The sequence below is a fragment of the Aquimarina sp. 433 genome (assembly GCF_054054605.1).
The window spans coordinates 136,007-161,505 of the sequence record NZ_JBSWZK010000004.1 but is presented as its reverse complement, the minus strand read 5'-3'; the positions used below and the strand labels follow the sequence as shown (position 1 = coordinate 161,505).

25 protein-coding genes are annotated in these 25,499 nt (G+C 33.8%); 16 read left to right on the top strand and 9 right to left on the bottom strand.

Translation table 11 applies throughout. The features are described from left to right. Positions 1-52: 52 nt before the first annotated feature. A complete protein-coding gene (locus tag ACWNT5_RS10075) occupies positions 53-1,363 on the bottom strand; it encodes a DEAD/DEAH box helicase (RefSeq protein WP_299600759.1) in 1,311 nt (436 codons plus the stop codon). 275 nt (positions 1,364-1,638) lie between these two features. Between ACWNT5_RS10075 and ACWNT5_RS10070 the strand changes: the two genes are divergently transcribed. Beyond that, on the top strand, positions 1,639-2,787 hold the full coding sequence (locus ACWNT5_RS10070; protein ID WP_299600762.1) for a response regulator: 1,149 nt from the start codon (positions 1,639-1,641) through the stop codon (positions 2,785-2,787). Positions 2,788-2,798: 11 nt separating this feature from the next. On the opposite strand, the gene ACWNT5_RS10065 is transcribed toward ACWNT5_RS10070, so the two are convergent. Continuing rightward, positions 2,799-3,119, bottom strand: coding sequence for an Hpt domain-containing protein (locus ACWNT5_RS10065; protein WP_299600765.1), 321 nt, complete (start codon positions 3,117-3,119; stop codon positions 2,799-2,801). A gap of 692 nt (positions 3,120-3,811) precedes the next feature. Between ACWNT5_RS10065 and ACWNT5_RS10060 the strand changes: the two genes are divergently transcribed. The 14 genes from ACWNT5_RS10060 (at position 3,812) to ACWNT5_RS09995 (ending at position 15,638) form a co-directional block, all read left to right on the top strand. Then, a complete protein-coding gene (locus ACWNT5_RS10060) occupies positions 3,812-4,384 on the top strand; it encodes a Crp/Fnr family transcriptional regulator (RefSeq protein WP_299600767.1) in 573 nt (190 codons plus the stop codon). A gap of 134 nt (positions 4,385-4,518) precedes the next feature. Continuing rightward, positions 4,519-6,333 (top strand): acyl-CoA dehydrogenase, encoded by a 1,815-nt coding sequence (locus ACWNT5_RS10055; RefSeq protein WP_299600769.1) that lies wholly within the window; start codon positions 4,519-4,521, stop codon positions 6,331-6,333. 42 nt (positions 6,334-6,375) lie between these two features. After that, complete coding sequence (locus ACWNT5_RS10050; protein WP_299600771.1) at positions 6,376-7,152, top strand: SDR family NAD(P)-dependent oxidoreductase; 777 nt, start codon at positions 6,376-6,378, stop codon at positions 7,150-7,152. A 36-nt stretch (positions 7,153-7,188) separates the two neighbouring features. Beyond that, entirely contained in the window at positions 7,189-8,403 is a 1,215-nt protein-coding gene (locus tag ACWNT5_RS10045; protein ID WP_299600773.1) for an acyl-CoA dehydrogenase family protein, read from the top strand. 34 nt (positions 8,404-8,437) lie between these two features. Further along, a complete protein-coding gene (locus ACWNT5_RS10040; protein WP_299600775.1) occupies positions 8,438-9,490 on the top strand; it encodes a phosphotransferase family protein in 1,053 nt (350 codons plus the stop codon). Positions 9,491-9,501: 11 nt separating this feature from the next. Then, the gene (locus tag ACWNT5_RS10035) at positions 9,502-10,137 is read left to right on the top strand and encodes a transglutaminase-like domain-containing protein (protein WP_299600777.1); all 636 of its coding nucleotides are present in this window, start codon (positions 9,502-9,504) and stop codon (positions 10,135-10,137) included. 10 nt (positions 10,138-10,147) lie between these two features. Beyond that, on the top strand, positions 10,148-10,531 hold the full coding sequence (locus ACWNT5_RS10030; protein ID WP_456517260.1) for a hypothetical protein: 384 nt from the start codon (positions 10,148-10,150) through the stop codon (positions 10,529-10,531). Between the two features lie 28 nt (positions 10,532-10,559). Next, positions 10,560-11,315 carry an SDR family NAD(P)-dependent oxidoreductase gene (locus ACWNT5_RS10025; protein WP_299600781.1) on the top strand — a complete coding sequence of 252 codons (756 nt, stop codon included), beginning with the start codon at positions 10,560-10,562 and terminating at the stop codon, positions 11,313-11,315. A 66-nt stretch (positions 11,316-11,381) separates the two neighbouring features. Then, positions 11,382-12,386 carry an NADP-dependent oxidoreductase gene (locus ACWNT5_RS10020; RefSeq protein ID WP_299600783.1) on the top strand — a complete coding sequence of 335 codons (1,005 nt, stop codon included), beginning with the start codon at positions 11,382-11,384 and terminating at the stop codon, positions 12,384-12,386. A gap of 2 nt (positions 12,387-12,388) precedes the next feature. After that, on the top strand, positions 12,389-13,366 hold the full coding sequence (locus tag ACWNT5_RS10015) for an NADPH:quinone oxidoreductase family protein (RefSeq protein ID WP_299600785.1): 978 nt from the start codon (positions 12,389-12,391) through the stop codon (positions 13,364-13,366). A gap of 25 nt (positions 13,367-13,391) precedes the next feature. Next, complete coding sequence (gene fabG / locus ACWNT5_RS10010) at positions 13,392-14,129, top strand: 3-oxoacyl-ACP reductase FabG (RefSeq protein WP_299600788.1); 738 nt, start codon at positions 13,392-13,394, stop codon at positions 14,127-14,129. Positions 14,130-14,149: 20 nt separating this feature from the next. Next, positions 14,150-14,623, top strand: a complete 474-nt coding sequence (locus tag ACWNT5_RS10005; protein ID WP_299600790.1) for a MaoC family dehydratase — start codon at positions 14,150-14,152, stop codon at positions 14,621-14,623. A gap of 83 nt (positions 14,624-14,706) precedes the next feature. After that, entirely contained in the window at positions 14,707-15,021 is a 315-nt protein-coding gene (locus ACWNT5_RS10000) for a hypothetical protein (protein ID WP_299600792.1), read from the top strand. A gap of 104 nt (positions 15,022-15,125) precedes the next feature. Further along, positions 15,126-15,638, top strand: coding sequence for a ferritin (locus tag ACWNT5_RS09995; protein ID WP_456517259.1), 513 nt, complete (start codon positions 15,126-15,128; stop codon positions 15,636-15,638). Positions 15,639-15,662: 24 nt separating this feature from the next. On the opposite strand, the gene ACWNT5_RS09990 is transcribed toward ACWNT5_RS09995, so the two are convergent. Continuing rightward, positions 15,663-17,543, bottom strand: coding sequence for a PAS domain-containing sensor histidine kinase (locus tag ACWNT5_RS09990; RefSeq protein WP_456517258.1), 1,881 nt, complete (start codon positions 17,541-17,543; stop codon positions 15,663-15,665). 311 nt (positions 17,544-17,854) lie between these two features. Here ACWNT5_RS09990 and ACWNT5_RS09985 point away from each other — a divergent pair, with 311 nt between their 5' ends. Beyond that, positions 17,855-18,331, top strand: a complete 477-nt coding sequence (locus tag ACWNT5_RS09985; protein ID WP_456517257.1) for a hypothetical protein — start codon at positions 17,855-17,857, stop codon at positions 18,329-18,331. Positions 18,332-18,347: 16 nt separating this feature from the next. Here the strand turns inward: ACWNT5_RS09985 and ACWNT5_RS09980 are convergent, their stop codons facing one another. From ACWNT5_RS09980 to hutH, 6 genes are read right to left on the bottom strand one after another with little or no spacing between them, the layout of a single operon-like run. Beyond that, entirely contained in the window at positions 18,348-18,866 is a 519-nt protein-coding gene (locus tag ACWNT5_RS09980; protein ID WP_456517256.1) for a hypothetical protein, read from the bottom strand. Between the two features lie 51 nt (positions 18,867-18,917). After that, on the bottom strand, positions 18,918-19,553 hold the full coding sequence (locus tag ACWNT5_RS09975) for a hypothetical protein (RefSeq protein WP_299600804.1): 636 nt from the start codon (positions 19,551-19,553) through the stop codon (positions 18,918-18,920). A 55-nt stretch (positions 19,554-19,608) separates the two neighbouring features. Further along, positions 19,609-20,562: a formimidoylglutamase gene (hutG, locus tag ACWNT5_RS09970; RefSeq protein ID WP_456517255.1), complete on the bottom strand. Its 954-nt coding sequence runs from the start codon at positions 20,560-20,562 to the stop codon at positions 19,609-19,611. Positions 20,563-20,614: 52 nt separating this feature from the next. Next, positions 20,615-22,618, bottom strand: a complete 2,004-nt coding sequence (locus ACWNT5_RS09965; RefSeq protein WP_299600809.1) for a urocanate hydratase — start codon at positions 22,616-22,618, stop codon at positions 20,615-20,617. A 50-nt stretch (positions 22,619-22,668) separates the two neighbouring features. Then, entirely contained in the window at positions 22,669-23,916 is a 1,248-nt protein-coding gene (hutI, locus tag ACWNT5_RS09960; RefSeq protein WP_299600811.1) for an imidazolonepropionase, read from the bottom strand. A 2-nt stretch (positions 23,917-23,918) separates the two neighbouring features. Further along, positions 23,919-25,499: a histidine ammonia-lyase gene (hutH, locus tag ACWNT5_RS09955; RefSeq protein ID WP_456517254.1), complete on the bottom strand. Its 1,581-nt coding sequence runs from the start codon at positions 25,497-25,499 to the stop codon at positions 23,919-23,921.

Below are 25,499 nucleotides of genomic sequence, written 5' to 3'. Positions count from 1 at the left end.
TTGAAAAAAACAAAAAGAGGAACTAAACTGTTCCTCTTTTTGTTTTAATCCTTTAAATCATGGTCACTCTAACTTTTTTCTTTTTTAGTCGAGTATTCGTAACCTGTTCGATTACTTTTTTTGCTTTAGAAGCCTTTACGGCTGCAAAAGCACAATCAGGTTTGATTTCTATAATCCCTAATTCATCCCTGTGTAACTTTCCTTGTTTTATAAAAAGACCAGCAATATCTCCTTTGGATATTTTGTCCCTTCTTCCTCCAGAAATAAATAATGTTTTCCATTCAGATCTATTCGGAATGGGAGCATCTATCAATTCTTCTACTTCAACTTCATCTATAAAATCAGGAAGTATTTCTTCTTCCCATTGCAGGATATAAGCGGTCCCATTAGCATTCATCCTTGCTGTTCTACCATTTCTATGTGTGAATTCCTCACGCTTCATAGGTAAATGATAATGTATAATATATTTGATTTCGGGAATATCAATTCCTCTTGCAGCAAGATCTGTAGCAACGATTATTTGATGTGTTCCATTTCGGAATTTTATTAAGGCTCGTTCTCGATCTTTTTGTTCCATACCTCCATAAAAACAACCATGATCTATCTTGTTCTCTTTTAAAAATGCGCTGACACGTTGTATAGAATCTTTGTAATTACAGAATATAATTCCAGGCTGATTCCCAATGTGTTTAATTGTTTTTACTAATACTGGTAATTTGTCTTTAGACTCAGAGATAACTCTTTTTTGCGTTAATTGAGAGGTAGCTTGATCTAGATAATTGATTTTTATTGGATTGTGAAGTCTCACAAAATCTGGTATTGTAGACTCTTGCGTGGCAGAAGTAAGTACTTTTTTCTTGATATTGGGTAATGCATTGATAATCTCTATCATTTCTTTTTCGAAACCTACTTCCAATGATTTATCAAATTCATCCAAAACAATAGTGGTAAGATGAGCTACTGAGATGTTATCCCGTCGAAGTCTATCGGCAATCCTACCGGGAGTTCCAATAAGAATCGCAGGACGATGTTTTAAATCTAATTTATCTTGTGAGCCCGATCTTCCTCCATAGACGGCATTGATCTTAAATCCAGTTCCCATATCTCTGGCAACTTTTTCTATTTGTATCGCAAGTTCTCTAGACGGAACTACTATAATCGTCTGGATTTCTTGGCAATCAACATCTAGATTGGCAAAGATAGGTAACAGAAAAGCAATAGTTTTTCCTGTTCCAGTTGGAGACAATAAAATGACATTATCGCTGGAACTAATTGCCAATCCTGCTTCTTCTTGCATAGGATTAAGCTTATCTATACCTAGTTTTTTTAAAAATACCTGCTGGTTTTGATCTGTAAATGACATTTTGCAAATGTACAGGTTACTGAAAGATTAACTACTGTTTTTCTAACTATTATAAAACTATCTTTAATTGATTTTTTCGAATAAAAACTGTAACTTGAATTACACAAATATTTTGAAATTAAAATTATCTACTTGTGTATTTAGGTGAAAATTCCCTAAATTTATAAAACGACTAATAATATCTTTAGTGATTTTGTCGCTAACAGATACTTCCACAAATCCAAATAGTACAGGCTCGATTAAGATTTTATAATAAGTTTTAAATTAGATATATAATGAAAAGAATTTTAGCGATTGATGATCAGCAACTAATACTATTATCTTTAGAGAAACATCTTACGGATTTAGGATATGAAGTAAAATGTGCGGATAGCGGACAAGAAGGATTACGTCTTTTTGATTCTTTTGACCCTGATCTTATCATCGTGGATATTAATATGGATGGAATGTCTGGTTTAGAAGTGATAGAAACCGTAAAAAGAGAAAAAAAACCTGATGTAAAGGTATTAGTACTTTCCGGAAATAACGATGAAGATACCATCATTAATGGTTTTGATTTAGGGATCGATGATTATATGAAAAAACCTCTGTCATTGAATGAAGTTTCGGTTAGAATAGGTAGGATTTTAGGGGTGAAGAAAGACAGGATTCCTAGCGATGATTCCAAAGGTAAAATACTACAAAGAAATTGTGTGGGAGTGGTAATTCCGTGCTACAATGAAGAGAAAAGATTGTTAAGTAAGGAGTTTATAGATTTTACAAATAGTAATCTAGGATATCATTTGTGTTTTGTAAATGATGGTAGTACAGATGATACGCTTAATGTTTTATTAGAGTTACAAAAAGGCAGAGAAGATAATATTAGTGTTTATAATTGTGAGAAAAACGGCGGAAAAGGTGAGGCAGTGAGACAAGGAGTATTGCATATGGCAAAAGATAAACAGTTAGATTATATAGGATATCTAGATGCCGATCTTTCTACAGATTTCAAGGACTTTGATGATTTGGTAAAAACAATAGCCTCTTCTGATTTTAAAATTGTAAGTGGATCCAGAATGAGTAGGATGGGAGCGGATATCACCAAGGAATCAGCACGTAAAATAATTAGTAAAACTATTAATCTGATCATTCGTAATATATTGGGTATGTCATTTAATGATACTCAATGTGGCGCCAAGATAATGGATAAAGAGGTTTTTAACGAGTTATTTAAAGAAAAGTTTATTACCCGATGGTTATTCGACGTGGAGATTTTTATGAGAATGCGAAAATTTTATGGAAAGAAAAAAGCAATTTCTTATATATGTGAACAACCACTTAAAAGATGGATTCATGCTGATGGATCCAAATTATCCATGAAAGATTCTGTGAAAATTGTTGGACAATTGGGGCAAATAGCATACCACTACAGTTTAAAAAAGTAGCAGGGTAAATTTTATAGTGTTTCTGCTAAATAGGTGGTGATATTAGTTAAGATATTTTCAAACTCCTCTTTTAGTACTTCAGAGGATTCTTTTAGATTATCTTCATATTTCTCTGCAACATCATATCCTTTTTCTAATCCTAAGATGCTAATTTTGTGTTTAAGCTTATGCACATCTTCTGCTGCTTTTGTATAATTTTTTGATTTTATACTTAAAAAATATTTTTCTTTTTCTTCAGGAAACTCTTTTCGAATTACTTTAAAGATCTTTTCTTCAAAGACTTTATCTCCGTTAGATAGTTTAGTAATAAAAGATAGGTTTGGTTGCTCCATAAATCAAATCTATGTTTAGTTTTTAATTGTTTGGCATACAGTTTTTTATAAAGATTGTGTGTTGGTGTAAGGGGAATTTACCTCTAATTTAAGAACAAAAATTATGAAAAACTACAAGTTTTTATCAAAATATGCCTAGGCATATTTATGAATAATAGTTTCGTTTTTTGATTATAAATCACTTTCCATGATTGCATACTACGTAGATTTTTGAATTTAGATGTAGGTGATCTTCCTAGTTATTAACAAAAATTGCAGTTATCAACATAGTTATTAACAATAATAGAAAGAAATAACTTACATTAAGGTCTTTTATAAATTAATATAATTAATTTTATCCGAAAAAATTAACTTTTAAACAATTTATAAACATAAATTAAACAATAATTTTGTTAAATTGTTAATAACTATGTATATTTAGCTTGTTTAATCTTTAAATCACACAGTTATGAATCACCTTTATTCTTCTATTGAGCTTATTTTGAAAAGTGCAGTTGATTTTTTAAGAGACCTTCCCGGAGCATCTAGTTATGCGATCCGTAAATAATAAATTGTTTAGTTGTAGTTTATAAATAGTCGAAAAAGGTTACTTCTTGTAAGTGGCCTTTTTTTTTATACTATAAACTCATTCCTCTTCTAATACTTGGTCTTTATATAAATATTTTGTTCTTTCGTTGATATAGCAATAAGTATTGAAAGATTTAGAAGAAAAAATACGGTCTTTTACACCAGTTAGCGATTCGGATATGGAATTTGGGCTTCAGTTTTATAAAAAAGAAACATATAAAAAAGGAATGTTTCTCGTAAAACCAGGGCAATATATCCGGGATTTCTATTATATGAAGCAAGGTTGTGCTACCTATTATACTGTAGAAGATGGTGTAACAAGGGTTATGGAGTTTTATACGGAGAACACTTTTTTTACGGATTTATATCCTTATATAGAAGAAATACCTTCAGAATCATATTTGGAACTTACAGAAGATTCAGTAGTTTATGCGATATCTAAAAGTGATGCATTAAAAGTTTTTGATCATTCTCATGCATTAGAGCGCTTTGGGCGATTGTCCATGCAGAAGGCCTATATAAATAATTTTCAAAAAATTAATCGCATTAAAAATTTGTCAAATCAGGAACGATATCTTCAGTTGTTGGAAAAAAGGCCTTCACTTTTTCAACGAGTTCCCCAATATATGATTGCTTCTTATCTAGGATTGACACCAGTAGGACTTTCAAAAATAAGAAAACGTCTTAGTCAGCAATAGAGCTTGTTTTTGTTATATCGAAAACCTAAGGAAATCTTAAATTTCTCATTTATTAAACATGTTTAATGAGAATGTATTAAATATTCACGAAATTTAATGAGTTGTCAATAATCAACTTCTTAAAACTTCGTACAATGGCTAATCAATATGTAGATATAGATACTTTAAAATTCTTTTTATATGACGTTCATCATTTAGAAGAGGTATTACAGCAAGAACGTTTTGCCGATCATGATAAAGATTCGTTGAATTTGTTTATAGATTCGGTAAAAGAATTTTCGGATAGAGAACTATTTCCGTATTTCAAGGAAATGGATGAAAAACCTGCGTATCACAAAAATGGTGGAGTAGTGGTTCATAAACAGGTAGAAGTAATGATGAAAAAAGGTGGAGAAATGGGACTCATTTCAGGAACCTTTGACTATGAGGCGGGAGGATTGCAAATGCCTATGATGGTTTATACAGCCTCTTCTTTTATTCAGGATGCAGCCAATAATCACTTACCTGGTTATGTAGGCTTAACCTTAGGAGCGGCAGAACTCATCATTCATTTTGCTAATAAAGAATTGAATGACACATACGTTCCCAAGATGTTATCTGGTGATTGGGGAGGAACAATGTGTTTAACAGAGCCCCAAGCTGGTAGTTCACTCTCGGATGTGGTTACAAAAGCTTCACCACAGGATGACGGCTCTTATAAAATTTCAGGACAAAAAATATTTATTTCTGGAGGAGACCATCAATATGCAGAAAACTTTGTCCATTTGGTACTCGCACGTATTGAAGGGGCTCCAGCAGGAACAAAAGGAATTTCCTTATTTATTGTACCTAAAAAACGACTTGATGGTAAAGGAGGACTTATTAGTAATGATGTAACTACGGTTGCAGATTTTCAAAAAATGGGTCAACGCGGTTATTGTACTACACACTTAGGTTTTGGCGATGCAGATGATTGTAAAGGCTGGTTGGTTGGTGAAGCGCATCAAGGACTGAAATATATGTTTTTGATGATGAACGGTGCAAGAATCGCTGTAGGAAGAGGTGCAGCGGCAATTGCTACAGCAGCTTATCATGCCTCATTACAATATGCAAAAGAACGTCCGCAAGGAAGAAAGCTAGCAAGTACCGGAAAAAAAGATCCTGAACAAGGCCAGACGTTAATTATCAATCACCCTGATGTTCGTAGAATGCTTTTATTGCAAAAAGTAATTGCAGAAGGTTCACTAAGCTTGGTATTGTTAGCTTCAAAATATTATGATCTTAAAGAGACTGTTACAGATCCTTTAGAAAAAGAAAAATATAGCTTATTGTTAGAATTGATCATTCCGATGGTAAAAACATATCCTTCAGAGATGGGAGCACAAGCTGTTTCTAATGGTCTACAGGTATTAGGTGGATATGGGTTTTGCGCAGATTTTATATTGCAGCAATATCATAGAGATATAAGAATATTTCCAATTTACGAAGGTACTACAGGTATACAATCTCAAGATTTACTAGGTAGAAAGCTTTTAATGGAAAATGGAAAGGCTTTAGAATTACTTACTAAGGAAGTAATGCTAACTATAGAAAATGCATCTAAGTTCGAAGATCTAAGAAAATATGCAAATACCCTTGGAGGTAAACTTCAATTAGCTCAAAAAGTAATTGGATTTTTAGTCGGTTTTGCTAAAAAAGGCGATTACGAAAGATTTTTATCTGATGCTTCTCCTTTTATGGAATTTTTAAGTAATATCACCCTAGCTTGGGTTTGGCTAGAAACAGCAACTTTTGCTAAGAGCAAATTGGTTTCTGGCGCTTTAAAATATTCAGAAGAGTTTTATGAAAGTAAAATTCATGCAATGCGGTTTTATTATAAATACGAGTTGCCAAAGACTACTGGATTAGCAGAAATTCTAACGAATGAAGAAGTACTTACAGTAGCAACTGAAAAAGAGATCTTACATTAATTTATCCCACAATTTAAAAATTATTAATTCATTAAACACCTAATGAAGAGTATACAACAATCATTCAATTTAAAAGGAAAAGTAGCTATCATAACTGGTTCTAGCAAAGGAATTGGAAAATCAATCGCTCAAGGATTGGCAGAATATGGAGCCAAAGTGGTTATAAGTAGTAGAAATCAGGAAGCGGTTGATAATGTCGCAGAAGAGTTCAATAACAATGGTTTAGAAGCGATTGGAGTTGCTTGTCACATTGGTAAAGCAGATCAGCGTAAAGAGCTAATAGAAAAAACCATAGAACATTATGGCGGAGTGGATATTTTGGTGAACAATGCAGCTATTAATCCTATTTATGCTCCAATTGAAGAAGCCGAAGAGGAAGTTTTTGACAAGATTATGGATGTAAATGTAAAAGCACCTTGGCTATTATCTAATCTGGTATTGTCTTCTATGAAAGAAAGAGGAGGTGGTAGTGTAATTAATATAGCCTCTGTAGAAGCTTTGCATCCAGGAGCTGGTTTAGGTTTATACAGTACGAGTAAAGCGGCTTTACTAATGTTAACCAAGAATCAAGCTAAAGAATGGGGACAATATGGTATCAGAGCGAACGTAATTTGTCCAGGACTTATCAAAACTAAATTCAGTGCTGCTCTTTGGCAAAATGAAAAATTACTTAATAAAATAGAAAAATCATTGCCTTCATCTCGTATGGGAATGCCAGACGAAATGGCAGGGATTGTTTGTTTACTAGCTTCAGATGCTGGAGCTTATATGACAGGAGGAGTGTATACCGCGGACGGAGGTTATATGATAGCAGGTTAATCTTGAAACATAGATGTTGAAATAATAATTATATATATGAATTTCGATTACTCAGAAAAAATTATAAATCTTCAAGAGAGACTTACTTCGTTTTTTGATGCGCATATTCTGCCTGTAGAAAAGGAGGTTAATGAATTTCTGTATCATCCTGATAATCTTTGGAAACCATGGCCTGGTATGGAATCATTAAAACAGAAAGCCAAGGAGGAAGGTTTATGGAATTTATTTCTACCCAAAGCGTATGGAGATCTAAGTCCTGGATTAACAAATCTGGAGTATGCTCCTCTAGCAGAAATTATGGGGCGCATTTTATGGTCTTCAGAAATCTTTAATTGCAGTGCGCCAGATACGGGGAATATGGAAGTTTTGGCAAAGTATGGATCAAAAGATCAGCAAAAACAATGGTTAACGCCTTTGTTAAATGGTGATATTCGTTCTGCTTTTTTAATGACAGAACCTCAAGTCGCTTCTTCGGATGCAACAAATATCGAAACATCCATAGTGAGTGATGGAAATGACTATGTAATCAATGGTAGAAAATGGTGGTCTTCTGGCGGAATGAACCCTAATTGCAAAATAGCTATTGTAATGGGTAAAACAGATCCACAAGCTCCAAGGCATCAACAACAAAGTATGGTCTTAGTACCTATGAATACACCTGGATTAAAAATAATTAGACCTTTATCGGTTTTCGGCTTTTATGATTCACCAGAAGGGCATGCAGAGATCTTACTAGAAAATGTTCGTGTTCCCAAAGAAAATTTGATTCTGGGAGAAGGAAGAGGTTTTGAAATAGCACAAGGAAGACTAGGCCCTGGACGTATTCATCATTGCATGCGTCTTATCGGAATGGCTCAGAGATCTTTAGAGCTAATGTCAAAACGAGCTTCAGAACGTATAGCTTTCGGAAAAACATTTAAAGATTATAGCAATATTAGACAAGAAATTGCAAAATCACAATGTGATATTGAGCAAGCTAGATTATTGACACTTTCTGCAGCTGATAAGATGGATAAATTTGGGAATAAATCATCCAAAGATTTAATTGCTATGATTAAAGTAGTAGCTCCTAAAATGGCATTGAAAGTAATTGATAGAGCCATGCAAATTCATGGTGGAAAAGGTGTGGGTCCAGATACTCCATTAGCACATTTTTTTGTTGCTGCAAGAATGCTAAGGTTAGCAGATGGACCAGATGAAGTACATATGTACCAATTAGGAAAAAGTATTATAAAAAAATACGCTGAGTAATATATAAAATCAACGCTTTTTAAAGATTACTATCATGCAAGATGTTCGTAAAGGAGAAGAACTTAGTGAAGAAGCATTAAAATCATTTCTACAAAAAAATGACCTTATACAGAGTATAAAGAGTCCATGGAAGGTTACGCAATATACTCATGGCTACTCCAATCTTACATATTTAATAGCAATAGAAGATGAGGAGTATGTGTTAAGACGTCCTCCATTTGGTGCCATAAAACGAGGACACGATATGGGACGAGAATTTAGAGTTCAGTCCGGTATTTATAAGGCGTTTCCAAAAGTTCCCAAGATGCATGCTTATACTGATGATGAAAGTATTTTGGGATGTCAGTTTTATGTGATGGAAAAAGTGGAAGGAATTATTCTAAGCATTCAAGAAGCAAAAAAGAGAAATATTAATGATACAAGTTTTAAGAAAATAGCAGAATCTTGGTTAGATACTTTTGTTCAATTACATGCGATAGATTATAATAAAGCAGGGTTAGAAGATCTTGGTAGGCCAGAGGGATATGTGGAGCGTCAGGTATCTAATTGGAGTAAGCAATATGTGGTAGCAAAGACTCAAGATGTTCCAGAAGCGCAAAAAGTAATGGAATGGATGGAGACACATCAACCAAAAGAGTATACATACAGCTTAGTTCATAATGATTTTAAATACGACAATATTGTTTTTAAAGATGAGAACTGGAATGAGGTAAATGCTGTTTTGGATTGGGAAATGGCAACGCTAGGAGATCCTTTAATGGATTTAGGCACATCTTTAGGATATTGGACAATGCAGAGTGATCATGAATTTGTAAAAAAAGGAATTCCTTCACCTACCATAATGGAAGGTAATCCAACTAGAAGTGAAATTGTTCAGAAATATGCAGAAAAAAGTGGAAATGCTGTGAATAATTTGATTTTTTATTATGCTTTCGGACTTTTTAAAATTGCAGTGATTGCTCAGCAAATTTACTACAGGTATGATAAAGGATTAACAACAGACCCGCGTTTTGCCCAATTGGATCAGGCATCGGCTTTGTTATGTTCGTTGGCATGGAGGGCAATCCAAACAAAAAAGATTGACTAATACTGGAAAAAATGAATTATTTAGAGGAAACATACTATTACGATCATCAAAGTGCTGATATTAAAAATATGATACAGGAGTTTGATAATGAAGAGCTAACACAAAAGGAAAAAGCGGTTGGTTTATATCTGAAAGTTAGAGATGGGTGGCGTTATGATCCTTATCATATCCGTTTAAAAAAAGAAGCGTATAAGGCAAGTGCATTAGTAAAAAGAAATAGTGGGCATTGTTTAGATAAATCGATCATATTAATCGCAGGATTACGAGGTCTTGGAATTCCTGCAAGAATACACTTAGCAAAGGTGAAAAACCACATAGGTGTGGAGCGATTGATTGAAAAAATTGGTACGAATGAATTAACACCGCATGGAATGATTAATGTCTTTCTTAATGGAAAATGGTTAAAGGCTTCTCCAGCATTTAATAAAGAGTTGTGCGAAAAATGTAATGTAGCACCACTAGAATTTAATGGAGAAGAAGATTCGATGTTTCAAGAGTTTGATAATGAAGGAGGTACTTTTATGGAGTATTTAGAGGATTATGGGCATTTTGAAGATGTACCATATGATTTTATTTTAAATAATATAAAAGAACATTACGGCGAAATTTATAATAAGTATGAAGGATTAAAAGAAATAAGATTGTAAAATCAACTTTATGAAAACCTATACTAGTATAACTGAAAAACAATTAAGTGATTTTTTGAAATTACCTATCGAAGGATCTTTTCAAATGATTAATCTATTGAAATTTAAAGATATTATAGAAGAGCAGGGAATAACTGGAGAAGAAGGTTATGCAGAATATATGAAAGCGGCACTTCCTTTTTTTAAAGCAACAAACGCTGAAATAGTTTACAACGGAAAACCAATCTATGAATTAATTGGACCTGCAGATACTTTAGAATGGGACAAAATACTAATTGTACAATATGAAAGTAAAGAAGAATTTATGGGAATGATTAGTCACAAGGCGTATCCGATGGAAATGAGAAGAAGATCCTTATTAGACTCTCGTCTTATTTTATGTGCAAATCATTAGGAAACAACCTCATCAAAAGTAAACGAATATGCAAGTACAAAATAAAATAGTTATCGTAACAGGAGCAGGTTCTGGGATTGGAGCTGCTACGGCAAAACATTTCGCAAAACACAAAGCAACAGTTGTAGTATCGGATATAAAGGAAGGAAAAGCAAAGCGTACAGCGGATCAAATACGGGAAGAAGGAGGAAAGGCTTCAGTGATTCCAGCGAATGTGGCAAGTTATGAAGAGGTAGAAACTCTTATTGCGAAAACAGTTGATCAATTCGGGCAGTTGGATGTAATGGTAAATAATGCGGGAATTGGTCCTAGAAATATGTCTAAAACAGCAGAATATACATTGCAAGACTGGGATAATGTGATTGCCGTCAATCAAACAGGAGTGTTTTATTGTATGAAATTAGCACTACAGCAAATGATGAAACAAGGTCATGGAAATATTGTAAATATAGCTTCTCTGGCTGGTCTAAAAGCATCATTAAAAAACCTGTCATATAGTGCTAGTAAGTTTGCCGTAGTAGGAATGACAAAGTCAGCTGCATTAGAATACGCTACGAAAAACATTAGAATCAATGCAGTATGTCCCGGATATACAGAATCTGCACTACTTAATAAATTATTATCTGTAAGACCAGATATGGATGATATGCTTAAAAGTGTAATTCCTATGAAGCGATATGGTCAGGCAGAAGAAATAGCAGAAGCAGTAGTGTGGTTAGCATCTGATGCTACAAAGTTCATAACAGGACAAACTATAATATTGGATGGAGGAACATCTTTGTAGACAAATTTTAAGATAAACTATTAATACACAAAAGAACTAAACTAATAGAGAAATAAAACAATACACATGAATAAACAAATCATCTTAAAAAATAGACCAGAAGGATTACCAGATGAAAATACTTGGGAATTACAAAATAATGTGATTCCAGAACCAAAAGAAGGTGAAGTTCTAATACAACATCATTATATATCATTGGATCCTGCAATGCGAGGTTGGATGCGAGAAGGAAAATCATACATAGAACCGGTAGAATTAGATGATGTAATGAGAGCTGGATCTATAGGTAAAGTGATAAAGTCAAATAATCATCCAAAGTTTAAAGAAGGTGATTTTTTGAAGGGTACAGGAGGTGTTCAACAGTACACGGTAACGAATGGCGAAAATTGGTATCCTGTAGATCCAAGCTTAGCGCCTTTGCCAATGTATATAGGAACGCTAGGTATGCCTGGAATGACAGCATATTTTGGCATTCTCGAAGTTGGTAAGATTAAAGAAGGAGATACCGTTTTAGTTTCTGGAGCTGCAGGAGCTGTTGGCAGTATTGTTGGGCAAATCGCTAAGATTAAAGGATGTCGTGTAATTGGTATAGCTGGAGGGACTGAAAAATGTAAATACATAAAAGAGGTACTAGGTTTTGATGGAGCTATAGATTATAAATCTGAAGAAATTTATGATGCAATCAAAAGAGAATGTCCAAAAGGAATTGATGTTTATTTTGATAATGTAGGAGGTGAAATTTTAGATGCGGCTTTATCAAGACTTAGAATGCATGCAAGAATAGTAATTTGCGGAGCAATTTCTCAATATAATAATATGAATGATGTAAAAGGCCCCAAAAATTATTTGTCTTTGTTGGTGAATAGAGCAACTATGCAAGGAATGGTTGTCATGGATTATGCAAAGGATTATGGGAAGGCAGCTAAAGAAATGGGAGGTTGGCTAGCACAAGGAAAACTAAAAAGTAAAGAAGATGTGTATGAAGGAATTGAAAATTTTCATGATACTTTTTTGCGCCTTTTTTCTGGAGACAAAATGGGGAAACTAGTCCTAAAAGTTATAGAGGAATAATTATGAAGGCTATTGTGTGCAAAAATTATGGACCTCCTTCTGATTTAGTTTTTGAGGATGTAGAAAGTCCGAAATTAAAGAAAGATGAAGTTCTTATTCGGATAAAATCTTGTGGAGTTAATTTTCCCGACACCTTGATTATTCAAGGATTGTATCAGTTTAAACCAGAGTTACCATTTGTTCCAGGAAGTGATGTTGCGGGAATAATTAAAGAAGTGGGCAGTGAAGTGAAACATTTAGAGGTTAATGATGAGGTTTTTGGATTTGTAATGAAAGGTGGATATGCGGAGGAAGTAGCAATGCCAGCAAATATGTGTTTTAAAAAACCTCAAAAAATGTCTTTTGAAATAGCCTCTTCATTTATGATTGCATATGGGACATCTTACCATGCATTAAAAGACCGAGCGAATCTAAACGAAGGAGATACATTGTTAATTCTTGGAGCTTCAGGAGGTGTAGGTCTTGCTGCCATTGAATTAGGGAAACTAATGGGAGCTAAAGTAATTGCAGCTGCTTCTTCTGAGGATAAATTAAAGCTATGTAAGGAGTATGGTGCCGATGAGGTTATTAATTATACCACAGAAGATCTTAAATCTAAAGCGAAAGAGTTAACTGATGGCAAAGGAGTAGATGTTGTATATGATCCGGTGGGAGGAGACTATTCTGAACTAGCATTACGTTCTATGGCTTGGGAAGGGCATTACTTGGTGGTAGGTTTTGCAGCTGGCTCAATTCCTAAAATCCCACTGAATTTACCTTTGTTAAAAGGATGTTCAGTTGTGGGTGTTTTTTGGGGCAGTTTTGCGATGAAGAATCCTAAAATGAATATGGATAATACGATACAATTAATGAAATGGCTAGAAGCAGGAAAATTGAAGCCTCATATTCATAAGGTATATGAGCTAAAGGATGCTGCTAAGGCCTTAGTGGAGATGATGAATCGAAAAGTAAAAGGGAAAGTAGTGATTCAGTGTTCTTAATGATATCGATATAATTATTAACGAGATGAGATTAAAAAATAAAGTAGCTGTTATTACAGGCGGAGCCAGAGGAATTGGAAAAGCAATTTCTACCTTATTTGCAAGCGAAGGTGCTAAAGTAATTATTTGGGATCTTTTGGAGGAAGGTAAGGATGTAGCAAGTACAATAGCTGATCAAGGTCAAGTAGCCGAGTTTACAAATATTTCTGTAACTGATAAAAATGCAATTGAAATAGAAGCAGAAAGGATATATCAGAAATATGGAAAAATAGATATATTAATTAATAATGCAGGAATTACGAAAGATCGTACATTACATAAAATGAGCGAAGCCGAATGGGATGCCGTTATAGATGTAAATCTTAAAGGAGTTTTTCTCTGTACTCAGGTTATTTCTAAGTATATGAAAGAAGCTGGCTACGGTAGAATAGTTTCTGCAGCATCGAATGTAGGGCTAAGAGGAAATTTTGGACAGACAAATTATTCGGCAACTAAAGCAGGCGTTATTGCTATGTCTAAAACATGGACTATGGAGCTTGGAAAATATGGTATTACGGCGAATGCTTTAGCGCCAGGTTTTACGCTAACAGAAATGACTGATCAAATCCCCAAAGAGCATATTGATGGAATAAAATCACAAATACCGTTACAAAAAGCTGCAACACCAATGGATATTGCATATGGATATTTATATTTGGCTTCTGATGAAGCTTCTTATGTGTCAGGAATTTGTTTGACCATAGATGGAGGCATTTCTAGGTAAATGAATCTATACGTAAATATATGGAACAGCTTATTTGTAAAAATTTTGAAGAATTTAAAACTCACAAAGGAGAGAAGTTGCCAATAGGAGAATGGGTTACTGTTACTCAGGAAATGATTAATTCTTTTGCAGACGCAACTCAAGATTATCAATGGTTACATGTTGATTTAGATCGTATTGAAAAGGAGTCACCGTTTAAAAAACCAATTGCTCATGGTTTTTTGTCGATTTCACTTTTATCCAAGATGCTAATGGATCTTGTGATTGTTGAAAGTTTAGAAATGGGTGTAAACTATGGTTTAAATAAAGTTAGATTCCCACATCCTGTTATTGTTGATAGTAGATTGCGATTGCATAGCAGTATTGCAGAGATAGAGCCATATACTAAGAAAGGATTAAAGATTACTTGGGATTGTTCTGTCGAAATCGAAGGTGTTAGAAAGCCCGCCTGTGTAGCAGAATTTGTTTCATTGATGTTTGAGAATCAAGAATGATATTATTTAAATAATGAAAAGTTATAAAATTGTTATTTATATTTGGAATAGATCTAAATAACAATTAATTTTGTTCCTGGAATATGGAATTACTATTTGCCTCAAAATATTACACTTCTTATCAGTCTGCTGAAGAGCGTTGTTTTTATATTGATTTTGGTCATAAATTAATAAAAGTATCCTTTTGTCAACTATTGAGTCTTCGATACAAAGCAAAACAATTATCTACCAAAGAACATATAGAATATATGCTTAATCAGAATGATACCACTCTTCTGTCGTTTTGTGATAAACAACATGTATTATTATTAGATACACTTCAGGTGTTAGATTTTGTGGAGCTAATTCATGGAACTTTTACGATGATAGAATTGCAAGATGTTCTTGTTACCGCCTAATCTTACTTATATTTAGACTTCTTATAAATTGATATAGGTATTATTTTCTCTTTCTTTTTTTGTTTAATTTTAAATAAAAATTAATTGACAAATCACACAGAAAGATGGAAAATATAGCAAGACAACAGATCAGTATCAATTTAGAAGTAATGGATTTGCTTAATGCTCAAATTGCAAAAGAGCAACATGCATCATCTGTATATTTAGCGATGGCCTCTTGGTGTGATCAAAAGGGTTTGCTAAAAAGTGCTGATTTTTTCTACAAACAATCTGAAGAAGAAAGAGAGCATATGATGAAAATTTTTAGGTTTATCAACGATGCTGGAGGTGCTGCGTACTCTCCAGAAGTAGCCAATCTATCAAATGCTCATGAATATAGCTCTTTAAAAGAAGTATTCGAATCTGCCTTAGAGCAGGAAATTAGTGTTACCAAGTCTATATACAAAATAGTTGCTAAATGTAGAAGTGTTCTAGATTTTGGAACAGAAAACTTTCTGCAATGGTTTGTAGAAGAGCAAATGGAAGAGGAGCAAACGATAAGAGATATCTTAAATATGATAGATCTTATGGACAATATGCCTTTAAAATTTGTAGATGAAAGAATTCCGACAGAATAATTAATAAATCATTTCTTTATTTTACTATTCCTTCCGGTAAGGAATAGTAAAATAAAATATACTTCCGATATCCTTTGTACTATCCAGCCATATACTACCACCCAACATTTCGCTGTATGCTTTAGCAATGGATAAACCGATACCAGCTCCTTCAATAGCATAATTATTTTCAATATCCGCTTGTACAAAACGTTCAAAAATGGCTTTTTGTCTATCCTTAGCTATTCCCATACCAGTATCTTTTACATAAAACTGTAAAAAATCATCCTCTAATTCATAACCAAAGGTAATAGAGCCTTCAGGAGTGTATTTAAGTGCATTTTTGACAAGATTTGTAAGTATTGCGTTAAACTTTTCTTTATCCGTTTTAATAATAGAATCACTATCAGGCAGTCCATTTTTGAAGGAAAGTTCCAGATCTTTTCTGTCTGCTTCGGGTTTAAAGAAATTATATAAATAACCTACTTGTTCATTTACATTTAAATCAGATAAGAATACTTTTACCTGTCCAGATTCAATTTTAGAAATATCAATAATATCTCTAATAATATTTAGCATTCGAGCACCACTCTCTTCGATTAAACTAATGTATAGTTGTTGCTCATCACCAGTAAGTACGGGTTCTTTTAATAACTCGGCAAATCCTAATATCCCATTCATTGGAGTACGGATTTCATGACTCATATTGGCAAGGAATGCAGATTTTAATCGATCACTTTCTTCGGCTTTATCTTTTAGTTTGTTAAGTTCTATTTCATAGAGTTTTAAATCTGTGATATCTGTAGTAGTTCCAACATAGCCGATCACTTCTCCTTTTTCATTATATTCTGGAATTGCTTGACCCAATACCCATTTTATTGTTCCATCAGGACGTAAAAAACGATATTCTGCATGAGAAGAATCTTTTTTCTTAGAGTCTTGATACCATCCTTGCTTTAGTTTTTTTCGATCTTCTGGGTGAACCGCTTTTAACCACCCATCATTCATCGCTTCTTGCTGAGAAATTCCAGAAATCTGGCACCATTTTTCGTTTACAAAAGTAGTTTTTCCATTAGCCTTTGTCATAAAAATACCTACTGGAGAAATATCAGTCAGTGTTTGATATCTATTTTCACTGAGTTGAATAACTTTTTCAGCTTCTTCAAATTTTTGACGGTAGGTTAGAGAATGATATACATCTTTAAAAGTGGCATAGGTATTTTCGTTGATTTCTTTTTGTATGTATTTTAAATACACAGTAAAAATAATCCCATAATAAAAACTCATAGTAATTTTAGAAGCTAAACCAGATATTAAAAAAGATATCATATTACTATTGTTCCAAAAGCCTACAACGCTAAAGAGAATCGCATCGAAAGTGAGGATGGTAAGCATCGTTAAGAATATGCGAAAGAATAGATTTTCGATATATTTAGAGATATATTCATATATGAAAATGAGTAATATAGAATCGACAAATAATAATACCGTACCATAAATCAACAAAAAGATGTTTGTGTTAAAAAAATCAGAGATCATTTTAAAAGACATCTGATGTATCTTAGAGTCTTGTAGGTTGATGCTGAATAACAGTAATAAAATTACGATCATCAAATTAGCAATGACTAAGGCATAAATAAGTCTTCTGGTCAGTAATGCATCTTCCTTTATGTAAAATATTAAAACTGAAAATAGAGTAACAGAGAATAGTACAGAAGAGCCAGGAGAAACTGTAATACCATCATATATCTCGAAATACATAGTAGTCGCGGTGAATACCTGTATGAATTGAAACATCCCAAGTGCGGTAAAAAGTAAACCATTACCAGTGACTTTGCGAAAATGGAACAATATCAATACCAATGACGAAACAACAAACCCTTGTAGTAGAAAAACTGATATTTGATAAAAATTAATAGCTTCCATAGAACATAATTAATCATCCTAACTTTCATTGAAAGAAAGAAATTTTTAGTGCCGTTTTAAAAAAATCTTCAAGATGATCGATGTGTATATCGTTAAGAGAATTAATGTATTGTTCTAAGATACAAAAGTATTTATATATACGTCCTCTTAATATTTAAGTTTTTAGAGATATGATTTTTCTCCCTTTTTTAATTACCTGCTGCTTTACAAAAATTGGAGGTTTTTTTGTATTTTTAAAGGTGAATTTAAATATGTTATTTTCATATTTATTTCAATCATAATAACTTTTAGAACCTTTTAAATAAACAACAATGGGGATTTTTTTAGGCACATATGTTCCAGAGTTAGGAATGAGTCCTGATTCTGAAATATGCCATACTTTCGTCTACAGATGGCTAATAGCTAATGGAAATTTTACAGGAGATTATCCAGATCCGTTACAGAATATCTCTTCTGTAGAAGCAGAACGATTCTTTTTTCCTGATATGGGTTTGCCAGCTAGAGTTGGTGGAGAAGTTCAAGTTCGTGAAAACTCTGTAATTGGGTTTTGGGATCATGGTGGAGTTTTACAACACACCATGTTGGCAATAACACCTACTTCTTGGGTAGGAGCTAATAATACAGGATGTTTTGGAGTACAAGGCGGAAGAACCCAAATTAACGATGTGGATGAGTTTGTAAATGGTCCTCGAAGTCATTTCGGCTGGGTAGATGATGATAATGGTTGGCAAGGACAATATCAGGGTTTAACGGTTACCTACAGAGATTTACCAAGAAGAGCTTTTTAGGTTTTATAGCAGCAATTTATATGGTGTTTTGAAGATACGTATACACAAAAAATAAGGTAGCAGCAAATACTGCACTAATCATAAATAGAGGGATTCGCTTTGGATCCTTTTCTTTTTTGGAACTAATTATCTGTATTACTTTGGAAATCCTATTCTTTTCAAAAATTAAAAGGACGAAAAGAATTACAAGAAATACAATTGCATTAACCGTAGCACCGGTCTTTACTTCGTAAAAAATATCAAATAATACGATATTAGTCATAATTGGAATTAGTAGTAAAATACCAATGATTTTTGTTCTATAAAATAATAGAAATATAGCTCCTGTTACTTGTAATAATCCAATAATTATAGGTAGTGTTTGAGTGTATCCAAAAAAAGACCACATAAGTTCCATTCCTGTAAGTTCACTTACAAGTTTATCTGGAAATCCATTGTTGTTTTGAAATTGTAAAGGTTTTGCAGCTCCATATACGAAAATGAAAAATGCTACGAAATAACGCAACGTACGTTCGATAATATTTTGAAAAGCCATACAGGAAAAGATTTAGTAATCAGACGATTTACTAGAAATGTTGTTACAACATTAGGTCTTTGAGATTTTTCTTCTCCAAAAGGTAACAAAAAGTAAAGTAATTACAGATGGGGTTATCCAGACCCACAGAGTGCTTGAGTCTAAGGCGGCAAGAAGGAATGCTGTTACGGCTGCTCCAAAAGCTCCAGACATTTTACCAAGATGATTGGATAAATAAGCTGTAGGATTTGTTTTAAAGGTTTTGTAGAGTTTTATGTCTCTTATGGTAGCCATAATGCCAAATCCTCCAAAAAAGAAAAATAAAGCGCTCTTAGGTATCGCATTTATTTGATAATACACTCCCACAGCAATCATTCCCAGAAAAACAATACCCATTACTGAAGTAATAATAATGTCCGTATTACCTAGGGTATGATTTCTTTTAAACTTAAGTACACGATTTCCAGAAACAACCAAATAGATAGTAAAAATAGAAAGTAGGTGTAATAATAAGTTTTTATGATTTGGTAGCAATGTGATTGGTATAGCAATCAATGAACTTATAAGCATACTTATAGAAAAAACTACACCACCTTTCTTATGGTAAAATCTTCCTTTTTTTCCAACCAAACTTATAAATCCAGATAATAATCCAATACTACCAAAGAAAGCATGAATATAAATAAGTGTTTTAGCTGTTAATTCCATTTAAGTAATTCCGATTCTTAATAGTAAAGATAAAGAAAAGGAATTGCGAATCATGTTATAAAGTAGAAATATACTTCATGATATAATAAATTAACCTTGCTGCTAATCTAGCGGTACAATTATCAACATCATGAGCTGGATTAAGTTCTACAATGTCAGCGCTAATAAGTTTTTTAGAATTACAAATCTTTTCGATAGTGTGTAATGCTATAGAAGGAGAGAATCCAAATGGAGAAGGAGCACTCACACCAGGAGCATATGCAGAAGAAAAGCCATCTAAATCTATAGAGAGGTACACATAATCAACAGTATTAATGAAATTGGTGAGGGTTTTGTCTATATGATCTATATGGCTCATAGTAAATTCTGTGTTTTTGATGAAGTTTACACCTAATTCACGAGCGGTTTCAAATAAAATCCTATTGTTTGCTTCTTCCTGAATGCCTAAGCATAAGTATTTGAAATGATCGTTCTCTTTTGCTATTTGGTAGAATGGAGTACCGGAATTTCCTTTTCCGTTAGGGACTCTTAAATCAAAATGAGCATCCAAATTGATAATTCCGATAGTGGCAGTTGGGAGATGTTTTTTAAGACCATTATAATGCGCATATCCTAAATCATGACCGCCTCCTAAAACTACATTAAAGTATTCTTTTTCAATTACTTGTTTTATTTTATTTGAAGTAAAACTTTGGGTTTTTTCTAAATCATCATCAACACATTTTACATTGCCAATATCTATGATATTGACATCATCTTGAAAATGATTTGATAAAGACCCCATCATTTTTCTAATAATATCAGGAGCAGCTGCTGTACCTATACGCCCTTGGTTTCTTTTAACTCCTTCTTCACATTCATATCCTAATATGGAGAATCCAATATTTTGATTTCTAGTTAATTCCTCTTTTTCAAGATCGATGCATTGCACCTTTTCATGCAGGTATAGTTCCTTGTCAGATGTTCTTCCTTTCCATATATTATCAGAGGTCTTTTCGTAACTAGTCATTTTTATAAAATTATTGAGATCTATTTGATTATAATTATTTTGAATGTAAGCTTTAAAATATTTTGTCTAAAATATTAGTATTTAATTTATTAGGAATAGTTACTTTAAGTGTTGGTGTACGTTTCATTTCTCTTTTTATGGCAAAAATGGCCTCTTCATTTCTTGCCCAACTTCTTCTGGATATACCATTATTCACGTCATAAAAGAGCATGTTTTTTAATTTGATTGAAGCTTCGTTAGATCCATCGAGTAAAAGTCCAAATCCACCATTGATTACTTCGCCCCAACCAACACCACCTCCATTATGAATGGATATCCAAGTGGCACCTCTAAAACTATCACCAATGACATTATGGATAGCCATATCAGCGGTAAATTTACTACCATCATAAATATTGCTCGTTTCTCTATATGGAGAATCTGTACCGCTAACGTCATGATGATCTCTTCCTAAAACAATAGGAGCAGATATATCACCTGATTTAATAGCTTTATTAAACGCCTCAGCGATTTTTATTCTTCCTTCGGCATCAGCGTATAAAATTCTTGCTTGAGAGCCTACAACAAGCTTATTTTGTTTTGCTTCCTCAATCCATGTAATGTTGTCTTGCATTTGTTGTTGGATTTCTTCTGGTGCTTCTGCTTTTATTTTTTGCATTATGGCAATGGCTATTTGATCCGTTTTGTCCAGATCCTCTGACTTACCAGATGTACAAACCCATCTAAAGGGTCCAAATCCATAGTCAAAACACATAGGACCCAAAATATCTTGGACGTATGAAGGGTATTTAAAATCCACTCCGTTAGTACTCATTACATCCGCACCAGCTCTTGATGCTTCTAATAAAAATGCATTTCCATAATCAAAGAAATAAGTTCCCTTGGCTGTATGCTTATTTATTGCTAAAGCATGTCTTTTTAGAGATTCCTGAACTTTTACCTTGAAACCATCAGGATTGTTGGCAATCATTTCATTAGATTGTTCATAGCTCATATCTACAGGATAATATCCTCCAGACCATGGATTATGCAATGATGTCTGATCGGACCCTAAGTGGACATAAATATTTTCCTCATAAAATCGTTCCCATATGTCAACCACATTTCCTTTATAGGCTATAGAAACAACTTCGGTATTAGAAATTGCTTCTCTAACACGATTTACTAATTGATCTAAATTGTCTATAATTTCGTCTACCCAACCTTGCTCATATCTTTTTTGTGCAGCGGCAGGATTTACTTCTGCACATACGGTGATACATTTGGCGATATTACCAGCTTTTGGTTGTGCTCCGCTCATTCCACCTAATCCAGCAGTTAAGAAAATTTTTCCTTCAGAAGTTTCTCCTGGTTTGAGAGTTTTTCTAAAAGCATTCATTACTGTGATTGTGGTGCCGTGCACAATTCCTTGAGGACCAATATACATATAACTGCCAGCAGTCATTTGTCCATATTGTGTAACTCCAAGGGCATTGAATTTTTCCCAATCATCTGGTTTGGAGTAATTTGGAATCATCATTCCATTGGTAACAACAACTCTTGGAGCGTCTTTAGATGAAGGAAATAGTCCCATTGGATGACCAGAATACATGTGCAATGTTTGTTCCTTAGTCATTGTGGCTAAATAATGCATCGTTAGTAAATACTGTGCCCAGTTTTGAAATACTGCACCATTACCTCCGTAGGTAATAAGTTCATAAGGGTGTTGAGCAACTGCAGGATCTAAATTGTTTTGTATCATGAGCATGATTCCAGCAGCTTGTAAATTGTTTGCTGGATATTCATGTATAGGTCTGGCATACATATCATAATCGGGCATAAATCGGTACATATAAATTCTGCCATATTCATTTAGTTCTTCAAGAAACTCTGGAGCTAATTCTTCATGCCATTCTGAAGGAAAGTATCTCAGAGCATTTTTAAGTGCTAGTTTCTTTTCATCAATTGATAATATTTGTTTCCTTTTTGGAGCTCTGCTTATGGTTGTGTCAAATTCCTTTTTTTTAGGAAGAGTTTGTGGGATACCTGTTTTTATTTGCTCTTTGAATGTAGTCATGATAATGAATTGTAATTGACTTTTAATTACTAGATTTTTTGATCGATTGGTTATTTAGAATACACAGTTTCACCTCTTTTCCATACTTGTGAAGGAGTGAGTTTACCTTGATGATATAATATTTCGTTATAATGATGAGACGGAAATAGACAAAAATCTGCAAGCATTTTTGGTGCTAAACTACCTCGATCATTTAGTTTAAGTGCAGCAGCAGCTCTGCAAGTTATGCCGGCTAAAACTTCTGCATTGCTAAGTTTTTGAAAGGTTCCTAAAATGCAAGCTTGTGTTAGTAAATCACCCATAGGTGCAGAGCCAGGGTTCCAATCACTCGCTATTGCTAAAGCGCCTCCTTGATCCAAAATTTTTCTGGCAGGAGTAAAGTCACACCCTAAACCTATGGATGCTCCTGGTAATGCCACTGCAATAGTATTGCTTGTTGCTAATTTTTCTATTTCCTTTTCTGTGCTGGCTTCTAAATGATCGGCACTAATAGCGTCAAATTTTATGGCTATTTCACTACCGCTAGTTGTAAACTGATCTGCATGCACAGTGATATCAAATCCCATTTCCTTTGCTTTATGAAAATAAGGTTCTATATGTTCGTAAGAAAAAGCGCTTTGTTCTATAAATGCATCAATTCGATTACTTAGGTTTTCAGTTTTTAGAATTGGAAATAGTTTTTCGGCAATTTCGGCGAGGTAAGTATGATGATCACCATCATAATCTTTTGGTAACATATGTGCTGCCAAACAAGTTGGGATAAGATCGGATTCCGAATTTGAATTCGCTTGATTGATTGCTCTAAGCATTTTCAATTCTTCTGATATGGAAAGTCCATATCCGCTTTTAACTTCTACGGTAGTAACCCCGTTTTTAAGCAAGCAATTCGCTCTTTTTATAACCGAATGGCATAATTCTTCTTGATTTGCGGCTCTTGTTTTAGTGACTGTATCCCAGATACCTCCACCAGCTCGTGCGATTTCTAAATAGGTCTTTCCCGAGTTTCGCATAGCATAATCATTAGCTCTGGAACCTGAAAAGCAGATATGCGTGTGCGCATCTATAATACCAGGCATGCAAACATAATCTGTGTGTAATTCAATGATCTTGGCATTCAATTTAAGTGCAATCTCCTTGATTGCTTGATAATCGCCAACGGAATGAATTAACTCATCTTCTATTAGAATTCCTGCATTTTCAATTACACGAAGTTCTTCATTTTTTAGAGCACCTTTTAGTGGAATATTATCCATCGGTAATACTTGGGAAATAGGCCCAATAAGTGTATATTTTTCCATAATTAATATGTTTCAAATGAGGAAGAAAACTTGGTTTCTAAGGATAAGTTCTTCTTTTCGGTTACTTCATTTGCTAGGTTTATGAGACTATTGTTTCTAATAATATCAATTCCTTTTCCTATATCATCTGAGAAAACCCGATCTTTTTCTGCAAAAGAAACTTTGGTACGCACCATTTTATGGATTTCATCTAAGATAGGACCAGATTTCATCGGTTTTCGGTATTCGAATGCTTGTGCAGCGGTTAAAAGTTCTATTGCTAGTATCTTTTCTACGTTATCAATCACTCGCATAGCTTTCCTTCCTCCAATAGATCCCATACTTACGTGATCTTCTTGACCTAAAGAGGTTGGAATACTATCTGCGCTAGAAGGGAAACATAATCCTTTGTTTTCACTTGCTAAAGCCGCTGTTGTGTATTGCAAAATCATATATCCAGAATTAATACCTGTGTCTTCCATTAATAGCTTTGGAACGCCAGGAGAATTTCCTTCTAAAGCGAGATATATACGTCTGTCTGAGATATTTCCTATTTCGGATGCAGCAATACAAGCGTAATCTATTGCCATAGCTAAAGGTTGTCCGTGAAAGCTCCCGCCACTTATAGTTAATTCTTCATTGATAATAATGGGATTATCAGTTACAGAATTTAATTCTATCTCCAATAATTCTTTAAGATGAAGCCAAGCGTTTCGAGAAGCTCCATGTACCTGAGGAATACATCGCAAAGAATAGGGATCTTGAACACGGTCACAATCAATATGATCTTCCATAATTTCAGAACCTTTTAATAAAGATTTTACTCTGGAGGCAACATGAATGGTACCTTTGAATGGTCTTAAAGCGTGTAATTCATTATAGAAAGGTTTAACAGAACCTTGCAATCCTTCTATCATCATTGCTCCGATAATATCCGCTTGAGAAAGACAATTATGTAGTTTTTCAATAACTTTAACGGCATGAGCAGCAATAAATTGCGTTCCGTTAATCAAAGCTAACCCTTCTTTTGGTCCTAATTCGATAGCTTGTAAACCTGTAAGCTCAAATAACTTTGATGTGCTAATTTCTGTACCCTTATAGATTACTTTTCCTAAACCAATTAGAGGTAAAAATAAATGAGAAAGGGGAGCTAGGTCTCCAGAAGCTCCTACAGATCCCTGCGAAGGTACTATCGGAATAGCATCATTATCAAGATGCCATAAAATACGATCTAAAGTTTTTTCTGCAATTCCAGAATACCCTTTGGCTAAGGATTGTAATTTCAGGATTAGCATGAGTTTGCTAATTTCCTGATCAATTGGATCTCCAACGCCCACGCTATGACTCTGTAGTATATTGGTTTGTAATATCTTAGTTTCTTCTTTAGAAATCATCGTAGTACAAAGCGGTCCAAATCCTGTATTGATCCCATACACAGGCTTTCCCGTTTCAACAATGTTTTCTACGATGTGTCTGCTCCTTTTTATTTTTTCTCTCGCATCATTAGAAATTACCCCTTTTAGTTCTTTTCTAGCTATTTTTATTGCTTTTCCAGCAGTTAAATAGTCTTCTCCAAAGTGGAAGTGTGATGATATTTTAGACAT